The 23,933-nt window shown below is 58.4% G+C and carries 25 protein-coding genes and 2 pseudogenes; 14 read left to right on the top strand and 13 right to left on the bottom strand.

Translation table 11 applies throughout. The annotated features are described in order from the left end of the window. Positions 1-55: 55 nt before the first annotated feature. Genes zupT through PVA48_RS01685 form a run of 5 tightly spaced genes read right to left on the bottom strand, consistent with a single transcriptional unit; the run spans position 56 to position 3,437 of the window. A complete protein-coding gene (zupT, locus tag PVA48_RS01705) occupies positions 56-868 on the bottom strand; it encodes a zinc transporter ZupT (RefSeq protein ID WP_102722568.1) in 813 nt (270 codons plus the stop codon). A 51-nt stretch (positions 869-919) separates the two neighbouring features. After that, positions 920-2,326: a thioredoxin family protein gene (locus PVA48_RS01700; protein ID WP_423232143.1), complete on the bottom strand. Its 1,407-nt coding sequence runs from the start codon at positions 2,324-2,326 to the stop codon at positions 920-922. A 2-nt stretch (positions 2,327-2,328) separates the two neighbouring features. Continuing rightward, a complete protein-coding gene (locus PVA48_RS01695; RefSeq protein ID WP_423232142.1) occupies positions 2,329-2,571 on the bottom strand; it encodes a hypothetical protein in 243 nt (80 codons plus the stop codon). 17 nt (positions 2,572-2,588) lie between these two features. Next, positions 2,589-2,957, bottom strand: coding sequence for a hypothetical protein (locus PVA48_RS01690; protein ID WP_423232141.1), 369 nt, complete (start codon positions 2,955-2,957; stop codon positions 2,589-2,591). Positions 2,958-2,975: 18 nt separating this feature from the next. After that, positions 2,976-3,437 carry a hypothetical protein gene (locus PVA48_RS01685; RefSeq protein ID WP_146018153.1) on the bottom strand — a complete coding sequence of 154 codons (462 nt, stop codon included), beginning with the start codon at positions 3,435-3,437 and terminating at the stop codon, positions 2,976-2,978. A gap of 107 nt (positions 3,438-3,544) precedes the next feature. Between PVA48_RS01685 and PVA48_RS01680 the strand changes: the two genes are divergently transcribed. The 6 genes and pseudogenes from PVA48_RS01680 to PVA48_RS01655 all read left to right on the top strand — a co-directional run bounded on the left by PVA48_RS01680 (position 3,545) and on the right by PVA48_RS01655 (position 8,914). Then, complete coding sequence (locus PVA48_RS01680; RefSeq protein WP_423232140.1) at positions 3,545-4,795, top strand: valine--pyruvate transaminase; 1,251 nt, start codon at positions 3,545-3,547, stop codon at positions 4,793-4,795. Between the two features lie 43 nt (positions 4,796-4,838). Then, complete coding sequence (locus PVA48_RS01675) at positions 4,839-5,714, top strand: YicC/YloC family endoribonuclease (RefSeq protein WP_022397289.1); 876 nt, start codon at positions 4,839-4,841, stop codon at positions 5,712-5,714. 5 nt (positions 5,715-5,719) lie between these two features. After that, positions 5,720-6,315, top strand: a pseudogene (gene gmk, locus PVA48_RS01670) (guanylate kinase). 103 nt (positions 6,316-6,418) lie between these two features. Further along, on the top strand, positions 6,419-6,898 hold the full coding sequence (locus tag PVA48_RS01665) for a hypothetical protein (RefSeq protein WP_423232139.1): 480 nt from the start codon (positions 6,419-6,421) through the stop codon (positions 6,896-6,898). Between the two features lie 29 nt (positions 6,899-6,927). Continuing rightward, complete coding sequence (locus tag PVA48_RS01660; RefSeq protein WP_423232138.1) at positions 6,928-7,833, top strand: hypothetical protein; 906 nt, start codon at positions 6,928-6,930, stop codon at positions 7,831-7,833. Next, a complete protein-coding gene (locus PVA48_RS01655) occupies positions 7,826-8,914 on the top strand; it encodes a hypothetical protein (protein ID WP_423232137.1) in 1,089 nt (362 codons plus the stop codon). The genes PVA48_RS01660 and PVA48_RS01655 overlap by 8 nt, the downstream gene beginning before the upstream one ends. A 59-nt stretch (positions 8,915-8,973) precedes the next feature. Here PVA48_RS01655 and PVA48_RS01650 read toward each other — a convergent pair whose 3' ends face one another. Next, the gene (locus tag PVA48_RS01650) at positions 8,974-10,848 is read right to left on the bottom strand and encodes an SLC13 family permease (protein WP_022397285.1); all 1,875 of its coding nucleotides are present in this window, start codon (positions 10,846-10,848) and stop codon (positions 8,974-8,976) included. Between the two features lie 131 nt (positions 10,849-10,979). Here PVA48_RS01650 and gluQRS point away from each other — a divergent pair, with 131 nt between their 5' ends. After that, positions 10,980-11,825 (top strand): tRNA glutamyl-Q(34) synthetase GluQRS, encoded by an 846-nt coding sequence (gluQRS, locus tag PVA48_RS01645; protein WP_102728872.1) that lies wholly within the window; start codon positions 10,980-10,982, stop codon positions 11,823-11,825. 56 nt (positions 11,826-11,881) lie between these two features. On the opposite strand, the gene PVA48_RS01640 is transcribed toward gluQRS, so the two are convergent. The 4 genes from PVA48_RS01640 to PVA48_RS01625 form a co-directional block, all read right to left on the bottom strand. Continuing rightward, positions 11,882-12,208 carry a hypothetical protein gene (locus tag PVA48_RS01640; protein ID WP_423232136.1) on the bottom strand — a complete coding sequence of 109 codons (327 nt, stop codon included), beginning with the start codon at positions 12,206-12,208 and terminating at the stop codon, positions 11,882-11,884. Between the two features lie 171 nt (positions 12,209-12,379). After that, the gene (locus PVA48_RS01635) at positions 12,380-12,811 is read right to left on the bottom strand and encodes a hypothetical protein (protein WP_022397282.1); all 432 of its coding nucleotides are present in this window, start codon (positions 12,809-12,811) and stop codon (positions 12,380-12,382) included. Positions 12,812-12,851: 40 nt separating this feature from the next. Then, the gene (gene menA / locus PVA48_RS01630; protein WP_022397281.1) at positions 12,852-13,778 is read right to left on the bottom strand and encodes a 1,4-dihydroxy-2-naphthoate octaprenyltransferase; all 927 of its coding nucleotides are present in this window, start codon (positions 13,776-13,778) and stop codon (positions 12,852-12,854) included. Beyond that, the gene (locus PVA48_RS01625) at positions 13,775-14,512 is read right to left on the bottom strand and encodes a type I 3-dehydroquinate dehydratase (RefSeq protein WP_423232135.1); all 738 of its coding nucleotides are present in this window, start codon (positions 14,510-14,512) and stop codon (positions 13,775-13,777) included. The genes menA and PVA48_RS01625 overlap by 4 nt, the downstream gene beginning before the upstream one ends. A gap of 399 nt (positions 14,513-14,911) precedes the next feature. Between PVA48_RS01625 and PVA48_RS01620 the strand changes: the two genes are divergently transcribed. Then, positions 14,912-15,670: a hypothetical protein gene (locus PVA48_RS01620; protein WP_146021170.1), complete on the top strand. Its 759-nt coding sequence runs from the start codon at positions 14,912-14,914 to the stop codon at positions 15,668-15,670. Between the two features lie 168 nt (positions 15,671-15,838). Here PVA48_RS01620 and PVA48_RS01615 read toward each other — a convergent pair whose 3' ends face one another. Then, positions 15,839-16,759, bottom strand: a complete 921-nt coding sequence (locus PVA48_RS01615; RefSeq protein ID WP_102722555.1) for a phage capsid protein — start codon at positions 16,757-16,759, stop codon at positions 15,839-15,841. A gap of 225 nt (positions 16,760-16,984) precedes the next feature. Then, a pseudogene (locus PVA48_RS01610) lies at positions 16,985-17,673 on the bottom strand (polyphenol oxidase family protein). Positions 17,674-17,819: 146 nt separating this feature from the next. Here PVA48_RS01610 and PVA48_RS01605 point away from each other — a divergent pair. From PVA48_RS01605 to PVA48_RS01580, 6 genes are all read left to right on the top strand, one after another. Beyond that, entirely contained in the window at positions 17,820-18,548 is a 729-nt protein-coding gene (locus PVA48_RS01605) for an outer membrane lipoprotein-sorting protein (RefSeq protein WP_102728867.1), read from the top strand. Positions 18,549-18,677: 129 nt separating this feature from the next. Continuing rightward, on the top strand, positions 18,678-18,830 hold the full coding sequence (locus PVA48_RS01600) for a hypothetical protein (RefSeq protein WP_423232134.1): 153 nt from the start codon (positions 18,678-18,680) through the stop codon (positions 18,828-18,830). Then, positions 18,827-19,639 carry a polysaccharide deacetylase family protein gene (locus PVA48_RS01595; protein ID WP_423232133.1) on the top strand — a complete coding sequence of 271 codons (813 nt, stop codon included), beginning with the start codon at positions 18,827-18,829 and terminating at the stop codon, positions 19,637-19,639. The genes PVA48_RS01600 and PVA48_RS01595 overlap by 4 nt, the downstream gene beginning before the upstream one ends. A gap of 204 nt (positions 19,640-19,843) precedes the next feature. Next, positions 19,844-20,512 carry a hypothetical protein gene (locus PVA48_RS01590; protein WP_423232132.1) on the top strand — a complete coding sequence of 223 codons (669 nt, stop codon included), beginning with the start codon at positions 19,844-19,846 and terminating at the stop codon, positions 20,510-20,512. Next, a complete protein-coding gene (secF, locus tag PVA48_RS01585; RefSeq protein WP_423232131.1) occupies positions 20,398-22,275 on the top strand; it encodes a protein translocase subunit SecF in 1,878 nt (625 codons plus the stop codon). The genes PVA48_RS01590 and secF overlap by 115 nt, the downstream gene beginning before the upstream one ends. Positions 22,276-22,384: 109 nt before the next feature. Further along, positions 22,385-22,630: a hypothetical protein gene (locus PVA48_RS01580; protein ID WP_423232130.1), complete on the top strand. Its 246-nt coding sequence runs from the start codon at positions 22,385-22,387 to the stop codon at positions 22,628-22,630. Positions 22,631-22,738: 108 nt separating this feature from the next. On the opposite strand, the gene PVA48_RS01575 is transcribed toward PVA48_RS01580, so the two are convergent. Further along, positions 22,739-23,920: an EF-hand domain-containing protein gene (locus PVA48_RS01575; protein WP_423232129.1), complete on the bottom strand. Its 1,182-nt coding sequence runs from the start codon at positions 23,918-23,920 to the stop codon at positions 22,739-22,741. Positions 23,921-23,933 lie beyond the last annotated feature (13 nt).

The raw sequence follows: 23,933 nt of genomic DNA, 5'->3' as shown, positions 1-23,933 counted from the left end.
GCTCAATACGCCCGCGTCCAGGACACGGAAAATTTCTTTCCCGCAGCAGAGCCGGTCAGATCAGGACAACCGCCATCAGCAGCATCCCGGCAATGATGCCCATGATGGAAATGTGGTGGTGCCCCCAGCGTTCCGCCATGGGCAGCAGCTCGTCAAAGGATATGAAGACCATGATGCCCGCCACGGAAGCGAAGAGGATGGCCAGCACGGTGGGGGTGAGGAAGTGGAACAGGAAGAGCATGGCGATGGCCGCGCCCACCGGTTCCGCCAGGCCGGAGAGGAAGGAATAGAAGAGGGCCTTTTTACGGCTGCCTGTGCCGTAGTAAAGAGGCACCGCCACGGCAATCCCTTCCGGAATGTTGTGGACGGCTACGGCCAGGGCGATGGACGTGCCCAGCGTCAGGGAGTCCAGCCCGGCGGCGAAGGTGGCGACCCCTTCCGGAAAGTTGTGGATGCCGATGGCCAGCGCGAACAGGATGCCGGACCTTTTGATTTTGGAGGAGGAAAATTCCCCGCTGCCCTGCCCGTGGATGTCTTCCGGGCCGCGCGCTTCGTGCGGGTTTTCGTCTTCCGGCACCAGGTAGTCAATCAGGGCCGCCACGGCAATGCCTCCGAAGAAGGAGGCAATGGCAATCCATGCGCCTGCCGTGTGGCCTTCAAATTCCATCAGCCGGTGCTGCGCCTCTCCCAGCAGTTCCACCAGGGAAATGTACACCATCACCCCGCCGGAAAACCCCAGGGAAAAGGTAAGCGTCTTTGTATCCGTCCTCTTCATGAAGAAGGCGATGAAGCCCCCTATGCCGGTGGCGAGACCGGCCAGCGTAGTGAGCAGGAAGACGACGAGGATGTGGTTGGCGGAAAGGTCCATGTGCGGACCTGCCGGGCAGGGAGAACCCGGTACCCGGCAGGAAAAAATAGGTTATTTTTTCGCGGGCGCCGGAGGAACGATCATTTTAGTGGCCCGGATGGCTCCGGGGGGAAGCGGGGGCTCTTCCCCCGGCTTCAGCTGGCCCCGTTCCTTCTTGATTTCGGGCAGTTTTTCCAGAAGCCTGCTGCACATTTTTCCTTCAAAGCTGTCCGGAAGAAGCGCAATGGCTTCTTTAAGAGGCCGTTCCAGTTCATTCACCCTGTTTTGCTGCATAAGCAGGTTCACCTCTTGCATGAGGACAGCCTGTTTGACTTCCGGAAGCAGCCCGTCCTTCTTCAGGTAGCTGTCCATGATGGAAAGGGCTTCGTCAGGCTTTTGCTCCGCCAGGATGTGGACGTTTTTCTGCCGGAACGTATCGGCCAATTCCTCTCTCTGGGTATTGAGCAGCTCTTTCCTGTTCAGTTTGGCGCGGATGCCGGAAGCATCCTGCGGATCCAGTTTCGCCAGTTCTTCCAGAGCCGGCTTATAGAAGGTGCGGATGCTGGACTGGGGAACCGTGTTCAGCAGCTGGACCAGGGCGTCCCGGCGCTCTTGCTCTGTAAGCTGTCCCGCCAGTTTGGCCGTCAGGGCCTGCTGCGTTTTGAGGGCTTCCGCCGCCTTTTCCGTATCCTGCATGACCTGGTCCGGATTGGAGTAGCCTACGACGGTATGGACGGGGCGCCCCTGGGCGTCCGCAAACACCAGCGTGGGGAATCCGGTGATGCCGTAGGATTTCTTGTAGGTTTCCAGAGAAGCTTTTGTCTGTTCGTCCTGCTGCTTTTTACGCGGGTAGTCCAGTTCCACGGGAATGAAGGAGCGGGCGATGTCTTCCTGCACCTTGGGGAGGGAAAGGGCCTGCTTTTTCTGCATGATGCAGGCTCCGCACCAGTCGGAACCGGTGAATTCCAGCATCACGCCCTTTTTCCGGGCGGCGGCCTGCTGCATGGCCTCTGCGGGGTTGGTGCTCCAGGCTTCGGAAGCTCCGGCGACTCCGGCAAGGAGCGCGGCCACGAGGGGTAATATGAGTGTTTTCATAATATGGAGATGATTGTTACATGGGGGGCAGCGGAGAATGGGCGGGAGGAACCCACATGTTCCCGGAAGAGGATCCGTCCGAATCTCCCGTGTGTGTGGGCGTTTCAATTTGCGGCTTCCCGGCGGGCGGGTCCAGGTCCTCCACCACCACTTTCTTTTTGGGGGGCTGTGGAGCGGGGAGGGAGCCGGAGCCGGAGAAGGCGCCCGGCGGATCACGGGGGCCTGAAGGGAGGCGTCCGTCTGGTTCATGGCCGTGATGTTCAGGGGGTCGCCGTAGGCCAGCATTTCCCGGATGTCGTCCGGGAGGTCTCCGGCCGGAATGGAGGTGCTCCCCTGTTCGTGCATGATGCGCACGAATTCATTTTCCACGCGGGTGATTTCCACGTTCAGGTAGGTTTTGCCGGAATGGGATGTTCTGAGGATGTCGAACTTGCGGCCGCGGGCCTTGGCCCTGGCGTCCTGGCGGTAGCGTTCAAAGTAGGAGCGGATTTCCCCCGGATGCCGGCCACGCGCATTTTCTCCTTCTCAATGGACTTCTGCGTCTCTTCCAGATCGGATGCCGTATGTTCAAAAATGTCCAGCAGGCCGAGGAGCTGTTCCTTGGGGGCGGTCCTGTTCCGTATTTCCATGAGCTGTACCTGCTTTTTCAGGAGCTGGGAGTGATTGGCCTCCAGCGCCTCCCGCGCGTCTTTGACCGGGTCCGGAAGCTGGGAGAATTTTCATAAACGATGTAGCCGGCCCCGATGACGATGAGGGCGAACAGCCCAAGGCACAGATTCCAGAAAAGGGCGTCTCCCCTGGCTTTCCGTTCGGCGTCTTCCTGCCGGGTCGATTCTTCTTCCGCGGCGTGTTCGGACACAACGTCCAGGGAGGTTTTCAGGCGTTTTTTAGCCGCAGGGGCGGAGGTTCCGTCCTTGTGTTCTTCGCCGTTCTCCCTGGGGGCGAAGCGGGTTTCGTCTTCGGAAGGAGGGAGGGCCTCGTCGGACGGCTGCTTGGGGGAAGGTGAGTCAGTCATGGGTTGCGTGGGGTGGGGTTAATCTACCGGGTGGGACTGCTTGAATTCGGCCAGTTTGGCGGCATACGCGTTATACTGGTATTGCAGGGCGTGGAACTCCTGCTTGCGCTGAGCCAGCGTCTTGCGCATGTCTTCAATGTCAAAGCACAGGTGCTCGAAGTCGCGGCGCTTGGAGGGCAGAATGTCAATATCCTTCACCGTGAAAGGCGTGGTGACTTTTCCCGGGGTGGAAAGCCGTTTTTGAAGATTGTAGTTCACGCGGGCGTCGTGGGATTCCGCGCGGCTGATTTCCTGGTCTATCTGGGCCAGGGCGTCCTTCGCCTGCTGGAGCTGGGCCTGGAGCTGCTGGTGTTCCGAGGAGGAATTTCCCGTAATAAAGGAGGTAAGGGCTTCATTCGTACCGCTGTCGCACGAGGTGAGGGCCAGCGCAAGGGCCAGCGCCGGACAGGTACGCCTGGTGAATCGCACGATATTGAACATGCCGGGGATTATGAACATTAACGGGGGGAAAGTCAAACTGTTCATGCGCCCTGCGGAACAATGATTTTTCTCGCATAAAACGCGCATGCGGCTACAATGCCCGCGGCATGATGCAATTATCGGAGATTGGAGGCCACCTGACGGCCAGAACGGGTATTGATGATTTGATGGAGGATTTGTTCAAGGCCCTCCATTCGGAGGAAACAGGCCTGTGCCAGTTGAACGGTGGGAGCCCCGCCGTCATTCCTGAGGTGACGGAACTCTGGCGCCGCAGCATGGCGGAGCTGGTGCGGAATGGAAAGTTTGACGTGCTGGTGGGCCATTACGCCCATCCGGGCGGTGACCCCGCCTTCATTCGCGCGCTGGTCCGTTTTCTCAATGAACGCTGCGGCTGGAACCTGGCGCCGGAGAACGTGGCGATCACCCAGGGCGGCCAGATGGCCTGCTTCACGCTGTTCAACATGCTCGCGGGGCCTTGCCCGGGCGGAGGCATGCGTGAAATCCTTTTTCCGCTGTGCCCGGATTATGTGGGCTACCAGTCCCAGTCCCTGTGCGGGGGCGTGATGTTCCGGGGCATCCGGCCCGGCATCCGCATGCTGGACGGCCATACGTTCAAGTACGTGATTGACTTTGACCGCCTGGACATACGCCCGGAAACGGCCGCCGTCTGCATGTCCCGCCCTACGAACCCCACCGGCAACGTGGTGACGGATGAGGAGCTGGACCGCCTGCGGGAGATGGCGTCCCGCGCCGGGGTGCCCCTGATGATTGACAACGCCTACGGACCGCCGCTGCCCAACATCTGCTTTGTGCCCGTGAAGCCGGCCTGGGATGAAAACATGATCCTGACCATGAGCCTTTCCAAAATCGGTCTGCCCGGCACGCGCACCGGCATCGTGATTGCGCGCCCGGACGTCATCCGGGCCGTGGTCAGCATGGTGACCACCTCCTCCCTGTGCCCGAACAACCTGGGCCAGGCGCTGGTAACGCCCTATCTGGAAGACGGCACGCTGGAGCGCGTCTGCCGTGAAACCCTCACGCCGTTTTACCGCGGACAGGCGGAATTCGCCCTGTCCCTGCTGCCGGAACTCTTCGGAGAATCCATCCCGTGGCGCGTCCACAAGAGTGAAGGCGCCATGTTCCTGTGGCTGTGGTTCGAGGGGCTTCCCATCACGTGCCAGGAACTCTACGAACGGTGCAAGGCCCGGGGATGTTTTGTGAATCCCGGCCACCACTTCTTCTTCGCCCTTCCGGAGGAGGGGAACCCTGGCCGCACCGGCATGAATGCATCCGCATCAGCTTCACCCAGACGGAGGAACTCCTGCGCAAGGGGCTTTCCATCGTGGCGGACGAGGTGAAGAAGGCCTACTCCCATTCTTAACCTAAATCTGACCCGTAACCATGAACAGCATGACCGGCTTCGGCAGAGCCGTTGCCCAGACAGACCGTTACAACATCCTTGTTGAAATATCAGGCGTAAACCGCAAACAGACGGAAATTGCCGTCAACGTGCCGCGCAGCTATGCGGAATGGGACGCCCCCGTGCGCTCCATCGTCCAGGGGGCCGTATCACGCGGCCGCGTGGGCGTCTCCGTCTCCGTGGAACGGCTGGCGGAAGCGGACGGCTCCCTCCAGCTTGATGAAAACAAGCTGGCCTCCCTCGCGGGGCTGCTGAACCGCGCGGCTGACCTGGCCGGGCAGCCCATGCCCCTCCAGGCGTCCGACTTGCTGCGGCTGGAAATCATCGCTTCCACGGCGGAAGCCGCCCTTTCTCCGGAGGAGGCTTGGCCGGTGGTGGAAGAGGCGCTCAAGGCCGCCCTGAAAGATTTTACCGCCATGCGCGCGGCGGAAGGAGCCAATCTGAAAGCGGACGTGCTGGGCAAGCTGGATACGCTGGAACAATTCCGCCTCAGCATCGCGGAGCACGCCCCTTCCGTGCCCGTCAGGCTGCGGGAAGCCATGCTCAAGCGTCTGGCGGAGGCCGACCTGTCCGTTTCTGCGGACGATGAACGCATCATCCGGGAAGTGGCCCTGTTTGCGGACAAGTGCGACATTTCCGAGGAAATCACCCGCCTTTCCTCCCATTTTGACCAGTTCCGCACCTTGTGCGGTTCGTCCGCGCCCGCGGGCAGGCCCCTGGACTTCCTCTGCCAGGAAATCTTCCGGGAATTCAACACCATCGGCGCCAAGGCGAACGACTCCACGCTGGCCCATCTGGTGGTGGCGGCCAAGACGGAGCTGGAAAAAATCAGGGAACAGGTTCAGAACATCGAATAACAGCCATGAAACAGCCATTGGGAACTTTGCTGGTGGTGTCCGGGCCTTCCGGTTCCGGGAAAACGACCTTGTGCCGCCGCGCGACGGAAAACGGGCTGTGCGTGTACAGCATCTCCTGCACGACGCGCCGTCCCAGGTCCGGGGAAGTTGACGGGGTGGACTACCACTTCCTGACTGCCGCCGAATTCGCCGCCAGGGTGGAGCGGGGGACTTTCTGGAATATGCGGAGGTGCACGGCAACCGTTACGGCACGCTGAAGGCGGACATCCTGAATCTTCTGGAACAGGGGAAAAACGTGGTGATGGACATAGACGTGCAGGGGGCGGAGCAGATCCGCGCCTGCGTGGACGGCATTCTTCCCAAATGCTATACGGACGTCTACATCTACGTGCCTCAGGAAGAGCTGAGAAACCGCCTTTGCGGCCGCCAGACGGATGAAGACGAGGTGATCTCCCTGCGCCTGCGCAATGCCGCGCGGGAGGACGCCTGCCTGCCCCGGTACCAGTATTGCCTGGTTTCCTCAGACCGGGAAACGGACTACGCCGCCTTTGCCGCCCTGCTCAAGTGCCAGTCCATGCGCGTGGCGCTGATGAGGGAGTAGGACTCCCGGGTGCTGGATTTTTAAGGGGCTGTCTTTCTTTTTACAGGAGAGACAGCCCCAAATAATGAAATGGGTCCACATCTGAATCACCACGGAAGGTAAAATGTACCGTGGGATCAGGCTCCGGATTCCGGATTTGCCGGACCAGCTCAACATTGATAGATACTTCTCACTGAGAATGTTCAAGAGTGGGATTGTATTGGAAGGCCATGTCAAAAAACCTAACTCAACCATTGTTGATGATCCTCGAAAACCTCACAAGGAGAATTATTCCGTCTCCTTCACTTTTAAGGAGGCTCCCAATTCCCGTAAACGCCCTGAATATGACGACGACAAAAACAACGATTTTTCTGGTCAGCCTTGCGGTATCGGTTTCGTGACTCTGGTATCAGATGACGGTTGCACTATTTCCATTACGGACGATAAGGGAAAAAAACAGGAATGGCTGAAAGAAAGCGGCAAAGGTCATGATATTTCCAAGGGAAGAAGGGATTATCCCCACATTTTGATGCCCGGCACCCATACGTTTGACATTGAATATTCCCAGACCTATTACAATCCGGCTCCGGGAAAAAAGATCTAGACGGAATTACCCTTTTCGTCACTCCTGTTGTGGTGGACATTTCCGTGCGGAAGCAAAATGCGCCTACGGAGAACAGTAGAGTATTGCTGATTAAGGGAGAATGCATAGAAATGGCGTTGAATAAGGATATGCTGGGACAAAAAAGCAAATTTAAAGATATTATCACATGGGAAATATGCCGGCTTCGAGCATCAAAGACACTTAATTTTGAAACCCAATGGGTTGAAGTTGGAAATGGAACAACATGTACCTACCAGTGCAATACTCCGGGAATTTACCGTGTGCGTTCTAAAATCAATGGTAAAATTTTTACATATACTCGGCGGGAAGATGCGTATGGTGGAAAAAAATCTCCTTTTTTGTGTAGGGGAGACCCGGATTGCGTAGGGGTAGTCAACAGTCAGCATGAGAAAAACCTTATTAATAGTGCCATCGCAGATTTGATGAAAAAGACTTATGCCAAATTGACCCCGTGGTATGATTTTGACAAATTGGAAGATGTTTTCCGTAACGCTTCTCCTCCATTGGATACCGCAACAAAACAGCTTTATACGGAAGCGGCTCTTCTTAAAAAAGAAGTAAAGAATTACGGGCATAATGCCTTTGGAATGAATAATTTTTATAATCAGAGCAAATGTAATATATTTGTATTTTACCACTGCCATTCCTGTGGTATTGATATTCCTACCTTCACCATCAACCTCGTCCAATCACGGGCCCCCATAGTTGCAGAATGGATATCACCAAATACAACAATAAAAGGGTGGAAATGGTTCAAGGCTTCCACTGTTTTACCTGAGCCTGGATGGCTTTGTTTCGATGATGCCCACTGTGCTATTATAGACTATGACGGTGCAGGAATTAGTGGCGGAGTTTCTGATAACAATAAAATTCTATATTTAATATTCCCGAATTATTTTAGAAAACATGAATAAACTATTATCTTATTTCTTGCTGAGCCTGCTTTCCTTTCCGGCTTTTTCCAATAATCAGGAGAGTCCGGATTATTGGAAAAAAATAAAAATTGTTCAGCAACAGAAAAGTCAATGCATCAAGGAGAAGCAATGGAAGGCCGCGGCAAAGGCGGATGCCGAATGCCGTCAGCTTATTCTTAAGAATATTCCCTTTATCTTCAATGATTTTTCCCGGTTTTCCAGGGTGGAGCTTACACAGATGGCTGACTACATCAGAAAATTTCCGGATGAAGACTATTTGCAGGCAGTTCAAGAACTGGCCAGGCGTGCAAAAGCCACGGATCCGCTTCATCAAGGTTTTCTTGAAAAAATCATTTTTGATCCTTTTGAAGGTCCCAGGGACAATTTTTTCGCCCTGAATTGGAGAGACCGGCAAATCAGAGATATTTGTAAGGAGCTGGACTCCAAACTATCTCCGAACAGCCCCTCCCGGAAACAGATCGCGGACATTCTCAACGGCCAGCAGTTCCAGGCGATGATTGCCGAGGGATTGGAAGGCGCAACCCTCCGCATGCCCTCCCGATTATCCAGAGAGGGTTATGATCCCCTATTCCGTGACAAACACGCGGGCGCTTCTGAAAAACAGCAACGTCAAGTCATCCTGGACCTTCAAAAGGCATGGAATGCCGCGTGCGCCCTTACGCTGGCCATGGATGGGGAAAAAGATATGTCCAAGACAGTTGACGCCTGGAAAGCCGCTATTAACGCCGGTCAGAACGTGATGTCCCTTCAGCCACCCGCCTCAGAGAAGGAACAGCAGGCTTTGGGCCAATTCTTTTATAAATCAGTATTTCTTCAGTACAGTAACTTGTCACCTGTGATTCACCAGCCTGATTCCCTGTATGTGCGGGTAAGTGAAAAGCTTGCTTCGTTAACAGAAAAGAAGGAATTCACGCCCCTGATTGAGACCATTCTTTCTTTTTTCCATACGATGGCCCAGCCGGATTCCTACTTGAATGAGGAGGCACTTTATCTTCATTCAGAACCCATGCGTCAGAAGATACGGAAAGAACGCCTTTCCTGTGATCCGGATGAATCCTGACTTTTTACACGGAAGAGCGGATTGCCCGCCGGGAAGCCTTTTCCGCAGAATCGTCTTTTCTACTTGAGCGGGTACAGCCAGCCGACGGTGCAGGTGAAGATGATCCACAGAAGAATGTTGAGGGGCAGCCCTACTTTCACGAAGTCCTTGAATTTGTAGCCGCCTGCGTTGTACACGTAGGTGTTGGTCTGGTAGCCGATGGGGGTGGAGAAGCTGGCGCTGGCGCCGAACATGACGGCCAGGATGAAGGGGATGGGGTTGGCGTCGAATTGCAGGGCCATTTCATAGGCCAGCGGTCCCATGACGGCGGCTACGGCATTGTTGGAAATCATTTCCGTCAGGATGGAGCAGATCAGGTAGAGGCCGGAGATGGCGACCAGGCAGCCCATGGGGCCTATGTTGTCCACCACGCCGAAGGCGATGGCCTTGGCTAATCCGGTCTTGCTCATGGCTTCCCCCACGCACAGCATGCCCAGAATCAGGAAGATGATGCCCCAGTCCACCGCCTGGTAGGCTTCCTTCGGCTTGACGCAGCCGGAGATGACGACGATCAGGGCGCCGATGAACGCGAGGTAGAAGGGGTTGAAGCGCGCGAAGAACTTGAAGAATTCCCCGTACTGCTCAAAGGAGCCCAGCAGCCCGATGAAGATGAACAGCCCCATGGCCAGGATGGCCCAGCCCTGCTTGCTGCGGTTGTGCGCGTCCGCGGGGCGCTGGCTCAGGGGAATGATGCGCTGCTTGGTCAGGATGCGGTTCATCCCTTCCTGCGGGCCTTCCAGCAGCAGGGTGTCCCCGGCGGCCAGCTTGGTATCCGGCCCCATGTCCGTGATGTTCTTGCCCTGCCTGTGGATGGCGAGCACAAAAATGTTGAACCGCTGGCGCAGCTTGAGTTCGGACAGGGACAGTCCGGCGAATTCGGAATTGTTGGCAATCATGCCTTCCACGATTTGCACGTCGCGCTGTTCCAGCGTTTCCAGTCCGCGGCTGTCGTCCCAGCCCAGGTCCACGCCCCTGGCCTCCCGGACCTGGTTGACTTTTCTGGCATTGCACAGGAAGAGGATGCGGTCGCCCTCCTCCAGGTTGATGTGTTGCAGTTCCTCCTGCATGGAGAAGCCCTTGCGGCGCACTTCCACGATTTTGGTGCCCAGCAGTTCGGACTGCATGAGGCTGACGGGAGTGGCGCCGATGTGCGGGGAGTCCGCGGGGATTCTGACCTGGAGCAGGAAGTCGCGCTGGATGCCGCCGGGGAGCATGGTGGACAGGGTGGGGCGGGACGGGAGCCATTTGCGGCCAAAGGTCCAGAGATAGAGCAGCCCCGCCGCCGCGTAAATGAGCCCCATGGGCGTTACCGTGAACATCTGGATGCCTTCATAGCCCAGTTTCTGCACCTGGCCCAGCACGACCACGTTGGTGGAGGTGCCCACCACGGAGCAGGTGCCGCCCAGGATGGTGGCGTAGGAGAGGGGAATGAGGAGTTTGGAGGCCGCGATGTTGTGGTCCCGGCAGAAGGCCAGCACAATGGGCATCAGGATGACGACCACCGGGGTGTTGTTGACGAAGGGGGAGACCATGAACGCCCCCAGCGTGATGACCAGCAGCGCGGTCAGCTCCCGGCCTTTGGCTACCTTGTTGAAAAGCTTGGAGAGGTCCCCGATCAGCCCCGTCCTTTCCAGGGAGGCGCTCAGGATGAACATGCAGACCACCGTCAGCGGGCCGCTGTTGGCAAAGCTGGACAGCACGTCCCGCGTGCTCAGTATCCCCGTGAGCATGAGTACGGCGGTTCCTGCCAGGGCCGTGATTTCCACGGGCATCCATTCCTTGATGAAGCAGATGAACAGGAGTAGCAGCAGGATGCCCACAATCCATTGCTGGGTGGCCGCTGATTCCAGCCAGCCCATGACGGAGGCGGAGTTGATGTTGAGAAGAGAAAGCATGTACTGAAAGTTGAAGGTGCAGGGAAAGGGACCAACTCTCCTACTTTCCCGGCCTCTTTCTGTCAAGCCGCAATAATTTTCCGGAAAGGGTTTGAAAAGGCGGCTGCGCTTTTTTATGGTGGCGGCGCCGCATGGATTCCCCCATAGTAACAAGGTTCGCCCCCAGCCCTACGGGCCGTCTCCATCTGGGGCATGCCCTGGCCGCGTGGGAGGCCCGTTCCCTGGCGGACCGTTTTTCCGGAAGGTGCGTGCTGAGGATGGAAGACATCGACCGGACGCGGTGCCGTCCGGAGTTTGTAGGGGGCATCCTGGAAGACCTGGACTGGCTGGGCATTCGCTTTGACGGGCCGATGATGGTCCAGTCTTCACGCTTCAGCGCTTATGAACATGCCCTCCAGGCGTTGAAGGACCGCGGGGTGCTGTACCCCTGTTTCTGCACGCGCCGGGAGATTGCGGAGGAGGTGGCCGCCATGGGCGGCGCGCCGCAGGGCGGCCGCGTGGACGTTTATCCGGGAACCTGCCGCCTGCTTGACAAGGGGCGCCGGAAGGAGCTTCTCAAATCCGGCAAGCCCTTTTCGTGGCGGCTGGACTGCCACGCCGCGGCGCGGATTACGGGCCCCCTGCTGTGGCGGGACATGCGGTCCGGAGACCAGGTCTGCCGCCCGGAGGAACTGGGGGACGTGATTCTGGGCCGCAAGGATTGTGCGGCCAGCTACCATATTGCCGTGGTGGTGGATGATGCGGCCCAGGGCGTCACCCATGTGAGCCGTGGTGAGGATTTGTTCCCTGTGACCGGCATTCACCGGACGCTCCAGGCCCTGCTGGGGCTTCCAGTGCCGCAGTGGTACCATCACCGGCTGGTGAAGGACGCCTCCGGCAAGCGGCTTGCCAAGAGGGACCGGAGCCTGAGCCTTCAGGAGATGCGTGCCGCGGGGATGCGTCCGGAAGACGTGTTCCGCCTGATGCGGGAGAGTTAGGGGATGTTCATTCCCGTATTTCCGGAGTATCTTCTTGGCGTCTTCGGCGGCTTCCGTCAGGAAGGCCGGGTTCGGGAGTCCGGTTGCGTTTTTTCCGCGGTGGGGCGGCTTCCGCGTTTTCCGATGCAGAGAAGGCATGCCCAGGCCGCCGCCATGGTTAGCAGAAGAAGGGCACAGAAGGTCACCAGCAGATTCAGGTGACCCAGCGGGATAATCCATGCGGGCGGCATGATTGCCGTTCCCGCCAGTACCTGGGGAAGCCAGTTGAGGGCAGCCTGGGAAAGCTGGGTGATAAGCGTGAAGGCCAGCCCAGCGGCCAGCGTGAGACGCACCGCCGGAAGAACCGGGCGGAAGGTTTCACGGACGTTTTTTTCATGGCCCATGCCGTTCCGGCGAACAGGACCGCAAGGAGCAGGGGGGCCAGCAGCGCTGCGGAAGGAATGCTGTTCCAGTAGTTCCACGCACAGAGGGGGAGACGGCCACCAGGAGGCCGGCGATTTTAATCAGGAGGCCCCGGTGTGGCGGGGCGGGTGCCGCAGCGTGGTTCATTTCCGTTAATCGGGCCAGACGTTGCCGGGCGTGCTGCCCTGGGTGATGACGACTTCCTGGCCTATTTTCAGGGTGAAGTTGGGCGTTACTTCCTGCTGGACTTCCACGAGTTCGTTCGTGTCCTTGAGCTTGACGCGCACGCGGATCATTTTGGTGGCCTCCACCCTGCCGTCCACGATGGAGCCGGTGGCGGAAGCCAGTTTGGAGGTGCCCATGCCGATGATGCCGGGCGTCATCGCTTCCGCCGCCGTGCCCGCCATGTTGGCGAAGGTGCCGTCATCCGCGGAGGTCAGCACGTTGATTTCCTTGATGCGGACCACGTTGCCCAGCTTGATGGTCGTCACCTTCCCGGTGGCGATTTCCAGAGTGCTTTTTTGAGTGCAGGAGAAGAAGGTGGGGAGAATGAGAAAAACGGGAATGAATTTAAGCAGATTCATGATACACGTATGTTACTACGTTGGGAAAAGGAGGCGTTTTTCAGTGTGCGGGCAGAATTGTGTACGTGGCCAGGTACAGCAGCAGATGGAGGGAGGCGAGGGCCAGCACCTTGTTCATGCGTTTGTCCGCAGGCGTTTTGCGGATCAGGAGCATCAGGTAGCCGCCGAAGAGGATGGCGGGAATCCACATCCACCACGTATGGGAGAGGTTCAGGTGCAGGGCCCGGCTGGACGTGGGCAGCGTGATGTAGGCCGCCAGGATGAAGGCCTGGGCCATGGCGCGCGCTTTTCCCTCCCCCAGCCGCACGGCCAGCGTGCGCTTGCCCGTGGTGAGGTCTTCCTTTCTGTCGCGGATGTTGTTGACGGCTATCATGACGGCGCACAGAAGGCCGCACTGAATGCCCACCACGATGCCGGCGTTGTACACCGCCAGGGATTCCACCAGCGTGCCGGGGACGACCGGAGCCGTGCCTATCTGCACCAGGATGGTTCCCAGGACGGCCACCAGGCCGAAGAAGAGGATGACGAATATTTCCCCCAGACCCTTGTAGGCCAGCGGCCATGGTCCCCCCGTGTAGCCGTAGGTGAAGTAGAGGGACGGAATGCCGATGGCGATGATGGGCCAGCCGCGCAGCTCAATGAGGGGGAGCGCCAGCAGGCACGCGCCCAGCAGGAAGGCGAGGCCGATGATCATGACCGTTCCGTGGGAGAGCGCTCCGCTGGCCGTCATGCGCACGGGGCCGGTGCGCCGTTCCGTATCGGCGTGCTTGGCGTGGTCAATGGCGTCATTGAAAAAATTGCAGGCAATCTGGAGGCAGAGGCAGGAGGCAAGCGTCAGGAGGGCCAGGGCCGCGTTCCAGTTTCCGGTCAGTTTCTGCACCACCATGCAGCCTGCCCATACCGGAATGAGGGAGGCGGTGAGTGTTTTGGGGCGTGCCGCCAGAAAGGCGGAAGTAATGATGTTCATGAGAGAGCGGAAAGAAAGGCTCCGGAATCAGCGGAGAATAGGGCCGAGGTGGCGGAGGGTTTCCTTGATGAGGGAGACGTGCCACTGGCCGGGCGCCGTCTCTTTTTCCCCAGGTAGCCGTACACCAGGCAGGAGCCGAGCTGGGAGTAAAGCAGGCGGGAGACGGGCCCCATGGGTCCCATGCCCATGACGGCAATCGGCCCCTTGGGTTTGGTGAAAAGCTGCACGCCCGTCTGGATGTCCGAGGCGAGGCACGGGGTGAACGCGAATTTGACGATGTCCGCCTTGTGGGCGCGCGCCCGTTTTTCCAGTTCGCGCAGGTAGTCCACGCCCGGCGTGATTTGGAAGTCATGGGTGGAGCCGATGACGATGACATCCCGTGCTCCCGCTTCCATGATTAGTTCCCTGGCATGCCGCATGGCCTTGATTTCAATGTCCATGGCGGTGGCGTACGGCATGTAGGCACGGATCAGGGCAAAGCGCTCCTCTTCCGGAATGCGGCGCAGGCCGCCTTCTTCATGGCAGCGTACAGTGACCAGCAGGGGCATCTCCGGCCTGAACTCCATGACCTGCTCCGTCGTGAGTTCCGGGGGAAGGGCATCCACGCGCAGTTCCACCCAGTCGCACTGGTCTGTTAAATCTTTTCCTTTCAGCGTTTTCCACAACTCCCATGAGGTGACGGACGCAACGATTTTCGGCGGATAGGTCTGATGTTCACGTACAATCTGCTGCATACATCCTACTATTCCAGTAAAGAAAGGAAGGTCAATCTTCTATTGAGGTGTTCCTCCTCATTTTGCGTCCGTATTATGTCAGTTCCCCAGCCTTGTTCCTTCCGGAGCTGTTTGCCTTAATCCTGTGCCAATCCTATTGTGCGGCTCCCCTGCGAATGGCTTGCGGGGCGCCAACGCCGGCAGCCATTCAGCTATCCGGACAAGATTGTTTCATAAGGTTCCGTTTTCTTTTCCGGCGGAGGGCGTTATTTTTCAATCTCCAGATGTTAAGAACATATTGAGAAGGGAGGGCAGGCTTGAAAAAGGCGGCCTGACGGCGTTACGTAAAAATCTGTGAATATGTTTTGGTCAGCGTTACTGCGAATGGGGCGGAATCCTTTCTGGGCGGCTTTGGATGTCGTGCTGGTGGTAAAGACGGAGGAAGGGGCGTCCGGCCATCCGGAATGGTCCTGGAAAGCGTATGTTCCGCATGGCGTTCCGGTTCATGAACTGGTTCCCGTAGACGTTCCTTCTCCGGGAGGGGACCGGGATGGGGCCTCTCTCCGGGCGGAGAGGCGGAAAGCGGCCCGGGTGCTGGGGCACCAGGCGGCTTTGGCTCTTGCTTCTTCCCGTAATTTCACCCGTTTCATGGTCGTGGAGGAAAATTGCCGTTTCAGGCTCCCGGTAACGGGCACCATGGCGCGGATGCTTGGGCAGTTGCTGAATGGATGCCGGGAAAGAACAGCCTTGTTTTTAAGTGAACCGCATCTTTCTCCCCATATTGCCTGCTCCGTGGCGAATGGGGAAAAGTCCGCTCTATTGCGCGTATCGGATATGGCTGCCTCCGGAGCGTATGTGATGAACCTTTCTTTATGTGACCGTGTTCTTCCGGCGCTTCCATCTGGTCAGCGGGTCTGGCCATGGCTGAGGTATTATGGTTCCCTGGAAGAATGGTTTGCCCGGTATTTGGGCCGCTACGGGGATTTATATGCCCTTTCCCCGGCGCCTGTTTCCTGCGGGGTGGGAGCGCCCATGCCCGCCCTCTGCAAATCCATGGGACACTTCAATAACGCACGTACCAAATATACGGATCTGTCCTATCTGGTAAATCCGGCGATCAACTCATGGCGCTGGCTGAAAAGCCTGAACCTTTTTGCCGGAAAGAAGGGGCTTCCGTGAAACCGCTGGAAAGCGCCTTGTGCCGGCAACGCCATGTTTCCGGTTGCGGAGCGGAACGCTTTCGTCATTGGGACCGTCGTTTTCCGGAAAACAAGAGCCCCGGACCGCAGAACGGCCCGGGGCGTCTCCCTTCATGGATGAAGAGAGGGTGTTAATGGTGCATGCGGCCTAGTTGGCCCCTTCGTCGCACAGGATTTTGACGAAGCCTTCTTCCTGGAGACGGGTGGCGCCGCAGGCGAACTTGGCGCGGATCTGGAGGGCTTCCTCCATGTCGTCGCGTACGGAAAGCTTCACCTTGAAGTCGTTCCAGATGCCGAACTGCGCCTTGCTCTTCACCCAGGCCAGGCAGGAACGGGTGCCGTCCTCCGCCTTCGGAAGCCGCTGGGTACGGATGAACTTGAAGCCCATGAAGGTGTCTATCTTGCCTTCCACCAGGGCTTTCACGTTGTTGAAGTCATAACTGCTGACCTCCGTTTCCCGCAGCAGGCTCATGATCTGGGAGCTGGTCACCGCAATGACGAGCTGGTCGCCGAACTGGGGGGCATCCTGGTTCCATGCCTCGTTTTCCTCAAAGAGCTGGAGGGCCGCGCGCAGCTTGGCTACCGTGAGGTTGCTTGCGCCCTTGGTCCCGCTGTCCACGTGGTCCACGGCAATCTGCTGGCTTTCCTTGAACGGAACGGCGGTCATGCCGTCTTCCCCCACGTAATTCGTGTCCAGGAAGGCGGAGATCATCACGTCGTCCATGCGGCGCCCTGCGGCGGCCTGGAGTCCTTCAATCGTCTTGCTGACGGGAAGGTCCATGTCGCCCAGGCGGGTAGCGTCGAATTCGTCGTAGCCGATGGCCTTGGTGAAGGTGCGCGGACGCATGGAACGGCGCGTGGTGGGCGCCTCGTTCAGAACGGTCTGGCCCACGCGGGTGGTTTTTTCCGTGAAATCCAGAACGCCGAATTGGTCCAGAAAGACCACCTTGCCGCTCAAGTCGCGCATGACGCTGACGTACTTGTCCAGGCGGGAAGCGTGCTGCTGGAGCAGGGTGCCCCATTTCCTGGTGTATTTTACCTGATAATTGTCGCTGATTGTTACTGCCATGATTGCAAATGTAATGATGTTTGAATGCGGGAACGGCAACTTGGATTATCGGGTCCGGAATAACCGGAACGGTCCTGCCGCGGTGGGATGCGGCCATGTCCCTTGCGGGATTGCGGGCCGGTCCCGTCCAGCGCCAACGGGTATGGGCCACCTGCAAAAAAAACGCACCACGGCGAAACCGTGATGCGCTGGGTAAAAGGAATGAAAGGCGCTGCCTTTCCGCTGTTAAAGAATGATCGGGTGCGGGCGGGTGGCGTGGTCCGGGCCGAAGAGGGCCAGCATGCGGCCCGTCTGCCCCTTCTCCACGCGGTAGGAGTAGAAGCGCTTGGTATCCGCCGCCGTGTCCAGTCCTGAATCGTGAATCTGGTCTTCCGGCACCCCTTCCTCAACGAGCTGGGCCTTGATGGCCGTGGGGATGTCTTCCTCATAATGGGGGGACGGATGCAGGGGGAGATGACGGCAATCAGGTTGGCAGGGTCCACCCCCAGGTATTTCTTCATGGACTTGATGGTGTTGGAAACGATGTTGCCGGCGGTTCCAGCCTTGCCTGAGTGAATCAGGGAGCGGTGGCAGTTTTCCTTGTCGTACAGCCAGACGGCGGCGCAGTCCGCCACGTAAATGGCAAGCACGCAGTCGGAAACTCCGGAGCAGATCAGGCTGTCCACGCCTTCCACGGGATAGTTGGAGCCGATGTCCCCCACCAGGGCCACCCTGGTGCCGTGCACCTGTTCGGCGCGGCGCAGGTCCTTCCACCGCCAGCCCAGGGCCTCCACTTCCGCCTTGTGGTACGGTTCCAGCCGTTCCAGCACGGTTTCGCGGTCTCCGGTTACGTCCACCCCCGGGATTCTTTCAATAAACTGGACGATTTCCCCAGGATAGGACTGGATGGGCTTCAAGAATGCAGGCGTTTCCATAATTGATGGATCAATAGATGTCGTTGGGCACATCTTGTCGTTTTGTATTACCTAGTCGAGCAAAATCTAGCGCAAAATGTCACGGACGCCGCCCGGTGACTGAGAAAAGGTTTTTTTCCGCGTTTCCGGAGTGATATGAGCAATTCATGCTGCGCAGATATTCTTTGCTTTCCACTTTTTTCGCGGGGATGGCCGCCATGGTCCTTTCCCTGGCTCCTTCATTTTCCCAGGCCGTACCGGATGCCGGGCAACTGCTGAAAAGGGTTCGCCAGGGGGCGACCCTCCAGGAGAACAAGGACATCAAGGGGCAAATACGCAAACGCAGCGTGAAAGTTCCCTTTTCCATGAGCTTGCGCGGCAACCTCATTGCCTTCCAGTACCAGTTGAATAACGTCTGGAACAGGTTTGACCTGAAATTCAAGGACCGCGGCCAGGAAATCCTTTCCTGGAAGGACGGGAAAGCAGGCGTTCTGCCGGTCGCCCAGTACGCGGTGCCCATCGCGGGGACGGACGTGACGTATGAGGACCTCTCCATGCGCTACCTGTACTGGCCCCAGGCCAAAATCGTCCGGGACGACGCGGCGAGCACGGTGAAGGGCCGGGACTGCTGGATTGTCCAGATTCCGAACCCGAACCCCAAGGTCGGGCAATATGCCTGGGTGCGCGTCTGGATTGACAAGGAAAACGGAGCCATGTGGCAGGTGGACGGCATTGACGGCCGCGGGGAACTGGCTAAAAGGTTCATGATTGATTCCGTGATGAAGCTGAAGGACGGCTCCTGGTTTTTCAAACGGATGAAGGTGGAGGTTCGGGACCCCTCCAATCCCCGCAGAACGGTATCTGTCAGCTATATCGACATGGACAGTCCGGAATAATCCCCCGCCTCGTTCCCGCGGGCGCCCTTCCCAGGGAGGGGAAGCCTCCTTCTTTTTCATGCCGCACGGATGGATGATTTAGGACGTGACAAGAAGGCGGGATGGGCGTACATCCTCCAAAAACCTGTTATGAAGAAACGTTTATTCCTTGCATGTGCCCTGGCGCTCGGGCTGTCCGCCTGTTCCCAGCATCAGGAGCAGCCGGTGGAGTCCGGCGCTCCGGTGAAGACCTCCCTTTCTCCCGTGACCGCTCCGGGAAGAAGCCGGACCGCCCCGCCGTGAAGCTGCCCCCCAAGTCCGTGCAGGTGCCGTCCGTGAGCCCGTCCTACAACAACACCCCACTTTCCCCCCGCATTCCGGGAGTGACGGTCAGCCGCGTGGCCGTGCCGGACAAAGTGGTGGCCCTCACCTTTGACGACGGTCCCCACGGGACGCTGACCCCCAGGGTGCTGGACATCCTGCGGGACAACAATGTCAAGGGAACCTTCTTCATGCAGGGCTGCAACGTGAAAGCCCATCCCCAGGTAGTGCGCCGCATGGTCAGTGAAGGCCATGAAGTGGGCAACCATACGTGGAACCACGCCTACCTGAGCAAGGTATCCCGCGAAAAGGCGGAATCCCAGCTCCAGAGCACCAATGAAGCCATCCGCAACGCCTGCGGCATTGTTCCCGTGGTCATGCGCCCCCCCGGAGGCTACACGAACGCCGGCGTAGCTTCCTGGGCCCGCCAGCGCTTCGGCTTCACCACCATCATGTGGGACGTGGACACGAATGACTGGCGCAAGCCCGGCTCCTCCGTGGTGGCCGCCCGCGCCGTAAACGGCGCCAAGCCCGGCTCCATCATCCTGGTGCATGACATCCACGCCTCCACGGTGGCGGCTGTAGACGCCATTGTGAAAGGGCTGAAAAACCGCGGTTATGAGCTGGTGACCGTTTCCGAGCTCATCCGGCGCGGACGCGCCGCCGCCGGCCATGCTCCTTCCATGCCCGCTTCTCCCGCCGTTCCGGATTCCTCCCCCCTTTCCGCGCCCGTGATCGTCACTCCCGTGGCGCCCGCCCCCGTTCCCGTTGAAACGGTGGCAGGCATGTAATCTCCGGCGTTTCCCCTTTTCCATTCTTCTTTCAACCCGGTTTCCGCAGGGAAACCGGGTTTTTCATGCCCGCGGCGGAGCTCGTTTTCCGGAGGTCCGCAGGGGGTGGCTTCCTCTTAACGGGTACACGCACAGAAGGCTTGACCTGCTGGCGAATTTCTCCACAATCCCTTGCCGTATTACTCACACCCAATCCGGATTGAAATGTCTATGAATCTCCTGGCATCTGCCGACACTCTCCCCGCGGCTGGCGGAATGTCCGCTCCTCTCGCGTTTATTTACGATCTCTTCAACAACCCTCTCTTCATTTTCATTGGCGGTCTGGTATTGCTGGGTGTGTTTTTCTGGTACCTGGGTTCCGACCAGGACAAGGTCAAGCGCAACGCCGGCACGATCTTCATCATCGGCATTGCGTCCTTTTCCCTGTTCTCCCTTTTCCAGCAGGGCTTGAAATACGGCATTGACATTGCCGGGGGCGTCTCCTTCACGCTGAGCGTAGAACCGAACATCGGGGATGACGGCAAGCCCATTCCGCTGACGGACCAGGCCATGGAGCAGGCGTGCGTGATCCTGACGGAACGGCTCAACAGCACCGGAGCCAATGACGTCATCATCCGCCCGAAGAAAAAGGACAACCTGAACCTCATTGAAGTGCAGATTCCCGCCGCGGACCCTGCCAAGCGCGAGGAAACCAAGGCCATCCTGACCAAGGTGGCCAAGCTGCACATTCTCCCGTCCATCCGCGCAACAATGAACTGGTGGCGGAAGGCCGCATCCGCGTTCCCGGCTACAGGATGTATGAATACACCTTCAAGAACGGCAAAAACGAGGACGTCACGGAAAAAATCTTCCTGGAAAAACGTGAATCCCTGACGGGCAAGGACATCGTGCGCGCCGGGGTGGACCTGGCCCGTCCCGGCCATGTCAACGTCACCCTGAGCAACGAGGGGGCGGACAAGATGTACAACCTGACTTCCCGCATGCAGCTGGGCCACGACCGCATGGCCATTGTTCTGGATGACGTGGTCAAGAGCGCGCCTACGGTTCAGGCCATTCTTTCAAAAAGCTTTGAAATCAGCGGACTGGATGCGCCCGGCGAGGCGGAGGCCCTGACGAAGGTGCTTTCCAACCCCCTCACCAACAAGCTCAACTTTGAATCCGCCAGCGAAATCTCCGCCTCCCTGGGTCATACGGCTCTCCTTCAGGGGGAATACGCGGGCATCACGGGGCTGATTCTCTGCTTCATCATGATGATCATCTACTACCGCTTTGCCGGTCTGGTGGCTATCATGGGCCTGACGATCAATGCCCTGCTTCTTCTGGGGGCCATGTCCATCTTCGGGTTTGAGCTGACGCTGCCGGGTATTGCCGGTATCGTGCTGACCCTGGGCGTGGCGGTGGACGCGAACGTGCTGATTTACGAACGCCTGAGGGAAGAAAAGGAAATGGGGCGCCCCTTCCGCGTGGCTATCCGCAACTCCTTTGACAAGGCTTTCTCCGCCATCTTTGACTTCAACATCACCTCCCTCATTACCGCCGTCATCCTGTACTGGATGGCCACCGGCACCATCAAGGGCTTTGCCGTTACGCTGACGGTGGGCGTCATCACCTCCATGATCGGGGCGATTCTCGTCACCCGCGTCCTGTTCTACTGGGCGGATACCATCGGCATGATGAAGGACCTTAAATTCCTGAATCTCTTCAAGAAGAAGAGCAACATCAACTTCATGGGCCAGAAGGTCTGGTCCTGCTCCCTGTCCGCCATTCTGCTGCTTATCTGCATCGTGGTGGGGGCCATGAAGGGCAAGGACTGCCTGGGCATGGACTTTACGGGCGGTTCCTCCATCTCCTACCTGGTCAACAAGGGAGACATCTCCTTCCGGGAAGTGGAAGGTGTCGTGAACAAGCTGGCCCTGACCCAGAAAGCCACTGTGCAGGAAGTGGCGGAATCCACGGACAGCAGCAAGGTGAACATCCTGATCAACTTCTCCGACAACGCCCTGGACAAGGCGGCCATCACCACGGCCCTGGACAAGGCGTTCCCCGTGCTGGACAACGCACCATTCAGCGAGGAAACCATCGGGCAGTCCATGGGATACGATACGCTCATCACTTCCGCCTGGGCACTCTTCTTCGGCATTCTGGGCATCATGGTTTACCTGACGGTGCGGTTTGAATGGACCTTCGCCATCGGCGCGGTCATCGCCCTGACGCATGACGTCCTGCTGGTGCTGGGGCTGGTGATCATCAGCGGCACTGAGCTGAACGTCATCCACATCGGCGCGCTGCTGACGGTGGCCGGCTATTCCATCAATGACAAAATCATCGTGTTTGACCGCATTCGCGAATTCCTCCGCTTCTCGGACCCGAATGAAAGCGCGTCCCAAATCATGAATGAAGCCATCAACCAGACGCTTTCCCGCACCATTCTGACCTCCCTTTCCACACTGGCCGTGCTGGTGTGCCTGTACTTCTTCGGCGGCCCTTCCATGGAGGACTTCGCCTGGACGATTTCCGCAGGTATTCTGATCGGCACGTACTCCTCCATTTTCATCGCCTCTCCGGCGGCCCTCCTCTTCTCCCGGAAGCACGGTCTGCATGAGGAAGTCAAGCAGGCCATGAAGGCCGGAGCCTGAGGCGCGGCAGGAAATTGATTCGTTAACTCTGACCGGGGGAGGCCGCATGCCTCCCCCGGTCTGTTTCTTGGTGGAAGGAAGGGGAAGGGTTAAGTAAGTCCGAGAGAGTTTGCTAGGTAAGAGGGGTAAGAGGGGTAAGAGGGGTAAGAGGGGTAAGAGGGGTAAGAGGGGTAAGAGGGGTAAGAGGGGTAAGAGGGGTAAGAGGGGTAAGAGGGGTAAGAGGGGTAAGAGGGGTAAGAGGGGTAAGAGGGGTAAGAGGGGTAAGAGGGGTAAGAGGGGTAAGAGGGGTAAGAGGGGTAAGAGGGGTAAGAGGGGTAAGAGGGGTAAGAGGGGTAATGATGGGAATTCCCTATAATCCCTAAAGTTCCCTATGATTCCTATAACCCCTAATTCCTTTTCCCTTTTCCCTGATAAGAAAAACCCCGCCTGCCGTAAGGCAGACGGGGCCGTCTCTCTGTTTCTGCTATGCGTTTCTGCGGGTGAACTTATTCATCATCCCCTTCTTCCTGGACCGGAGCGGGGGGAGGGGCATGTCGTTATTGCCGCGGGCTGCCTTCCTGGCTTCCCTGCGTGCGGAACGGCGCGCTTCCAGAGCCTTGGAGGCGTCAGCGTTGAGCTGTGCCATTTCAGCTTCATTCAGCTTGCCGTCCTTGTCGGCGTCATACTTTTCCTCAATCAGGATCCAGCCGGCCGCCATGATGGGGGCGCGGTTGGGATCAAGCTGGGGGCGGGGGCCGTCCGGGCGGTTGCCGCGGGGACCGCGGTCACCGTCTCCGCGGCGTCCTTCACTGCCTCTGCGACCTTCCGGTCCCCTGGGCGCGCGGGGTCCTTCAGCCCTGGGGCCTCCGGGACGGCGCGGGCCATCCATCTTGGGCGCACCCGGTCCCTTGGGACCGCCGGGCGCGGCATGATGCGGGCCGGGCTGGCCGTGATGGGGAGGGATAGCCTGCAATTCTTCCGGGGAAAGCTTGCCGTCGCCGTCCTTGTCAAACTTCTTGATCATGTTGGCAGCGTGGGCTTCCTGGCGGGCTTTCATTTCCTCCATGCGCTTGGCGGCTTCCGGATGGTCCTTGGCCCAGTCCTCCCGCATGGCTTTCTTTTCCTCGTCGGAAAGCTTGCCGTCGCCGTCCTTGTCATACTTCTTAAGCATTTCGGCCTTGCGGGCTTCCTGGCGGGCCTTCATTTCTTCCATGCGCTTGGCGGCTTCCGGATGGTCCTTGAGCCATTCTTCCTGCATGGCCTTTCTTTCCTCCTTGGAAAGCTTGCCGTCGCCGTCCTTGTCGAACTTCTTCAGGATGGCTGCCTTCCTGGCTTCCTGGGCTTTCTTGACGTCCGCCTGGAGAACGGCTATTTCCTCGTCGGAAAGCTTGCCGTCCTTGTCGGTGTCATACTTGGCCATGACCAGTTCTTCCCCGATGATCATGATGCCGGGATCAATTCTCCTCATTTGGAGATTGGCCCGTTCCGGACCTGGGCCCTGGCGGTCCCTGCCTCCGGCGCGGTGGCGGGGGCCTTCCCTTCTTTCAGGAGGGGGCTGCATTTCCGGAGCGTCGGAAGGTGCGTCCGGGGCGGGGGGCGGCGGCGCGTCCTGAGCGAACGCGGAGCATGCGGCAAAGGCCGCGGCGATAATCATTTGCTTGGTCATAACTTTGAGTGGT

Source organism: Akkermansia sp. JRP_AM1 (assembly GCF_049262625.1).
Classification (GTDB): domain Bacteria; phylum Verrucomicrobiota; class Verrucomicrobiia; order Verrucomicrobiales; family Akkermansiaceae; genus Akkermansia; species Akkermansia massiliensis.
Note: the sequence above shows the minus strand (reverse complement) of the source record. Positions and strands in the feature narration are given on the sequence as shown.

What these genes read in the sequence shown, in the direction of transcription:
- PVA48_RS01625 (WP_423232135.1), bottom strand. Translation starts at nt 14,512, where the DNA reads ATGCAGCAGATTGTACGTGAACATCAGACCTATCCGCCGAAAATCGTT.
- PVA48_RS01605 (WP_102728867.1), top strand. Translation starts at nt 17,820, where the DNA reads ATGCTGCGCAGATATTCTTTGCTTTCCACTTTTTTCGCGGGGATGGCC.
- PVA48_RS01600 (WP_423232134.1), top strand. Translation starts at nt 18,678, where the DNA reads ATGAAGAAACGTTTATTCCTTGCATGTGCCCTGGCGCTCGGGCTGTCC.
- PVA48_RS01640 (WP_423232136.1), bottom strand. Translation starts at nt 12,208, where the DNA reads ATGGGCCATGAAAAAAACGTCCGTGAAACCTTCCGCCCGGTTCTTCCG.
- PVA48_RS01680 (WP_423232140.1), top strand. Translation starts at nt 3,545, where the DNA reads ATGATGCAATTATCGGAGATTGGAGGCCACCTGACGGCCAGAACGGGT.
- PVA48_RS01675 (WP_022397289.1), top strand. Translation starts at nt 4,839, where the DNA reads ATGAACAGCATGACCGGCTTCGGCAGAGCCGTTGCCCAGACAGACCGT.
- gluQRS (WP_102728872.1), top strand. Translation starts at nt 10,980, where the DNA reads ATGGATTCCCCCATAGTAACAAGGTTCGCCCCCAGCCCTACGGGCCGT.
- PVA48_RS01635 (WP_022397282.1), bottom strand. Translation starts at nt 12,811, where the DNA reads ATGAATCTGCTTAAATTCATTCCCGTTTTTCTCATTCTCCCCACCTTC.
- PVA48_RS01650 (WP_022397285.1), bottom strand. Translation starts at nt 10,848, where the DNA reads ATGCTTTCTCTTCTCAACATCAACTCCGCCTCCGTCATGGGCTGGCTG.
- menA (WP_022397281.1), bottom strand. Translation starts at nt 13,778, where the DNA reads ATGAACATCATTACTTCCGCCTTTCTGGCGGCACGCCCCAAAACACTC.
- PVA48_RS01695 (WP_423232142.1), bottom strand. Translation starts at nt 2,571, where the DNA reads ATGGAAATACGGAACAGGACCGCCCCCAAGGAACAGCTCCTCGGCCTG.
- PVA48_RS01615 (WP_102722555.1), bottom strand. Translation starts at nt 16,759, where the DNA reads ATGGCAGTAACAATCAGCGACAATTATCAGGTAAAATACACCAGGAAA.
- PVA48_RS01590 (WP_423232132.1), top strand. Translation starts at nt 19,844, where the DNA reads ATGTCTATGAATCTCCTGGCATCTGCCGACACTCTCCCCGCGGCTGGC.
- zupT (WP_102722568.1), bottom strand. Translation starts at nt 868, where the DNA reads ATGGACCTTTCCGCCAACCACATCCTCGTCGTCTTCCTGCTCACTACG.
- PVA48_RS01690 (WP_423232141.1), bottom strand. Translation starts at nt 2,957, where the DNA reads ATGACTGACTCACCTTCCCCCAAGCAGCCGTCCGACGAGGCCCTCCCT.
- PVA48_RS01685 (WP_146018153.1), bottom strand. Translation starts at nt 3,437, where the DNA reads ATGTTCAATATCGTGCGATTCACCAGGCGTACCTGTCCGGCGCTGGCC.
- PVA48_RS01665 (WP_423232139.1), top strand. Translation starts at nt 6,419, where the DNA reads ATGTACCGTGGGATCAGGCTCCGGATTCCGGATTTGCCGGACCAGCTC.
- PVA48_RS01655 (WP_423232137.1), top strand. Translation starts at nt 7,826, where the DNA reads ATGAATAAACTATTATCTTATTTCTTGCTGAGCCTGCTTTCCTTTCCG.
- PVA48_RS01575 (WP_423232129.1), bottom strand. Translation starts at nt 23,920, where the DNA reads ATGACCAAGCAAATGATTATCGCCGCGGCCTTTGCCGCATGCTCCGCG.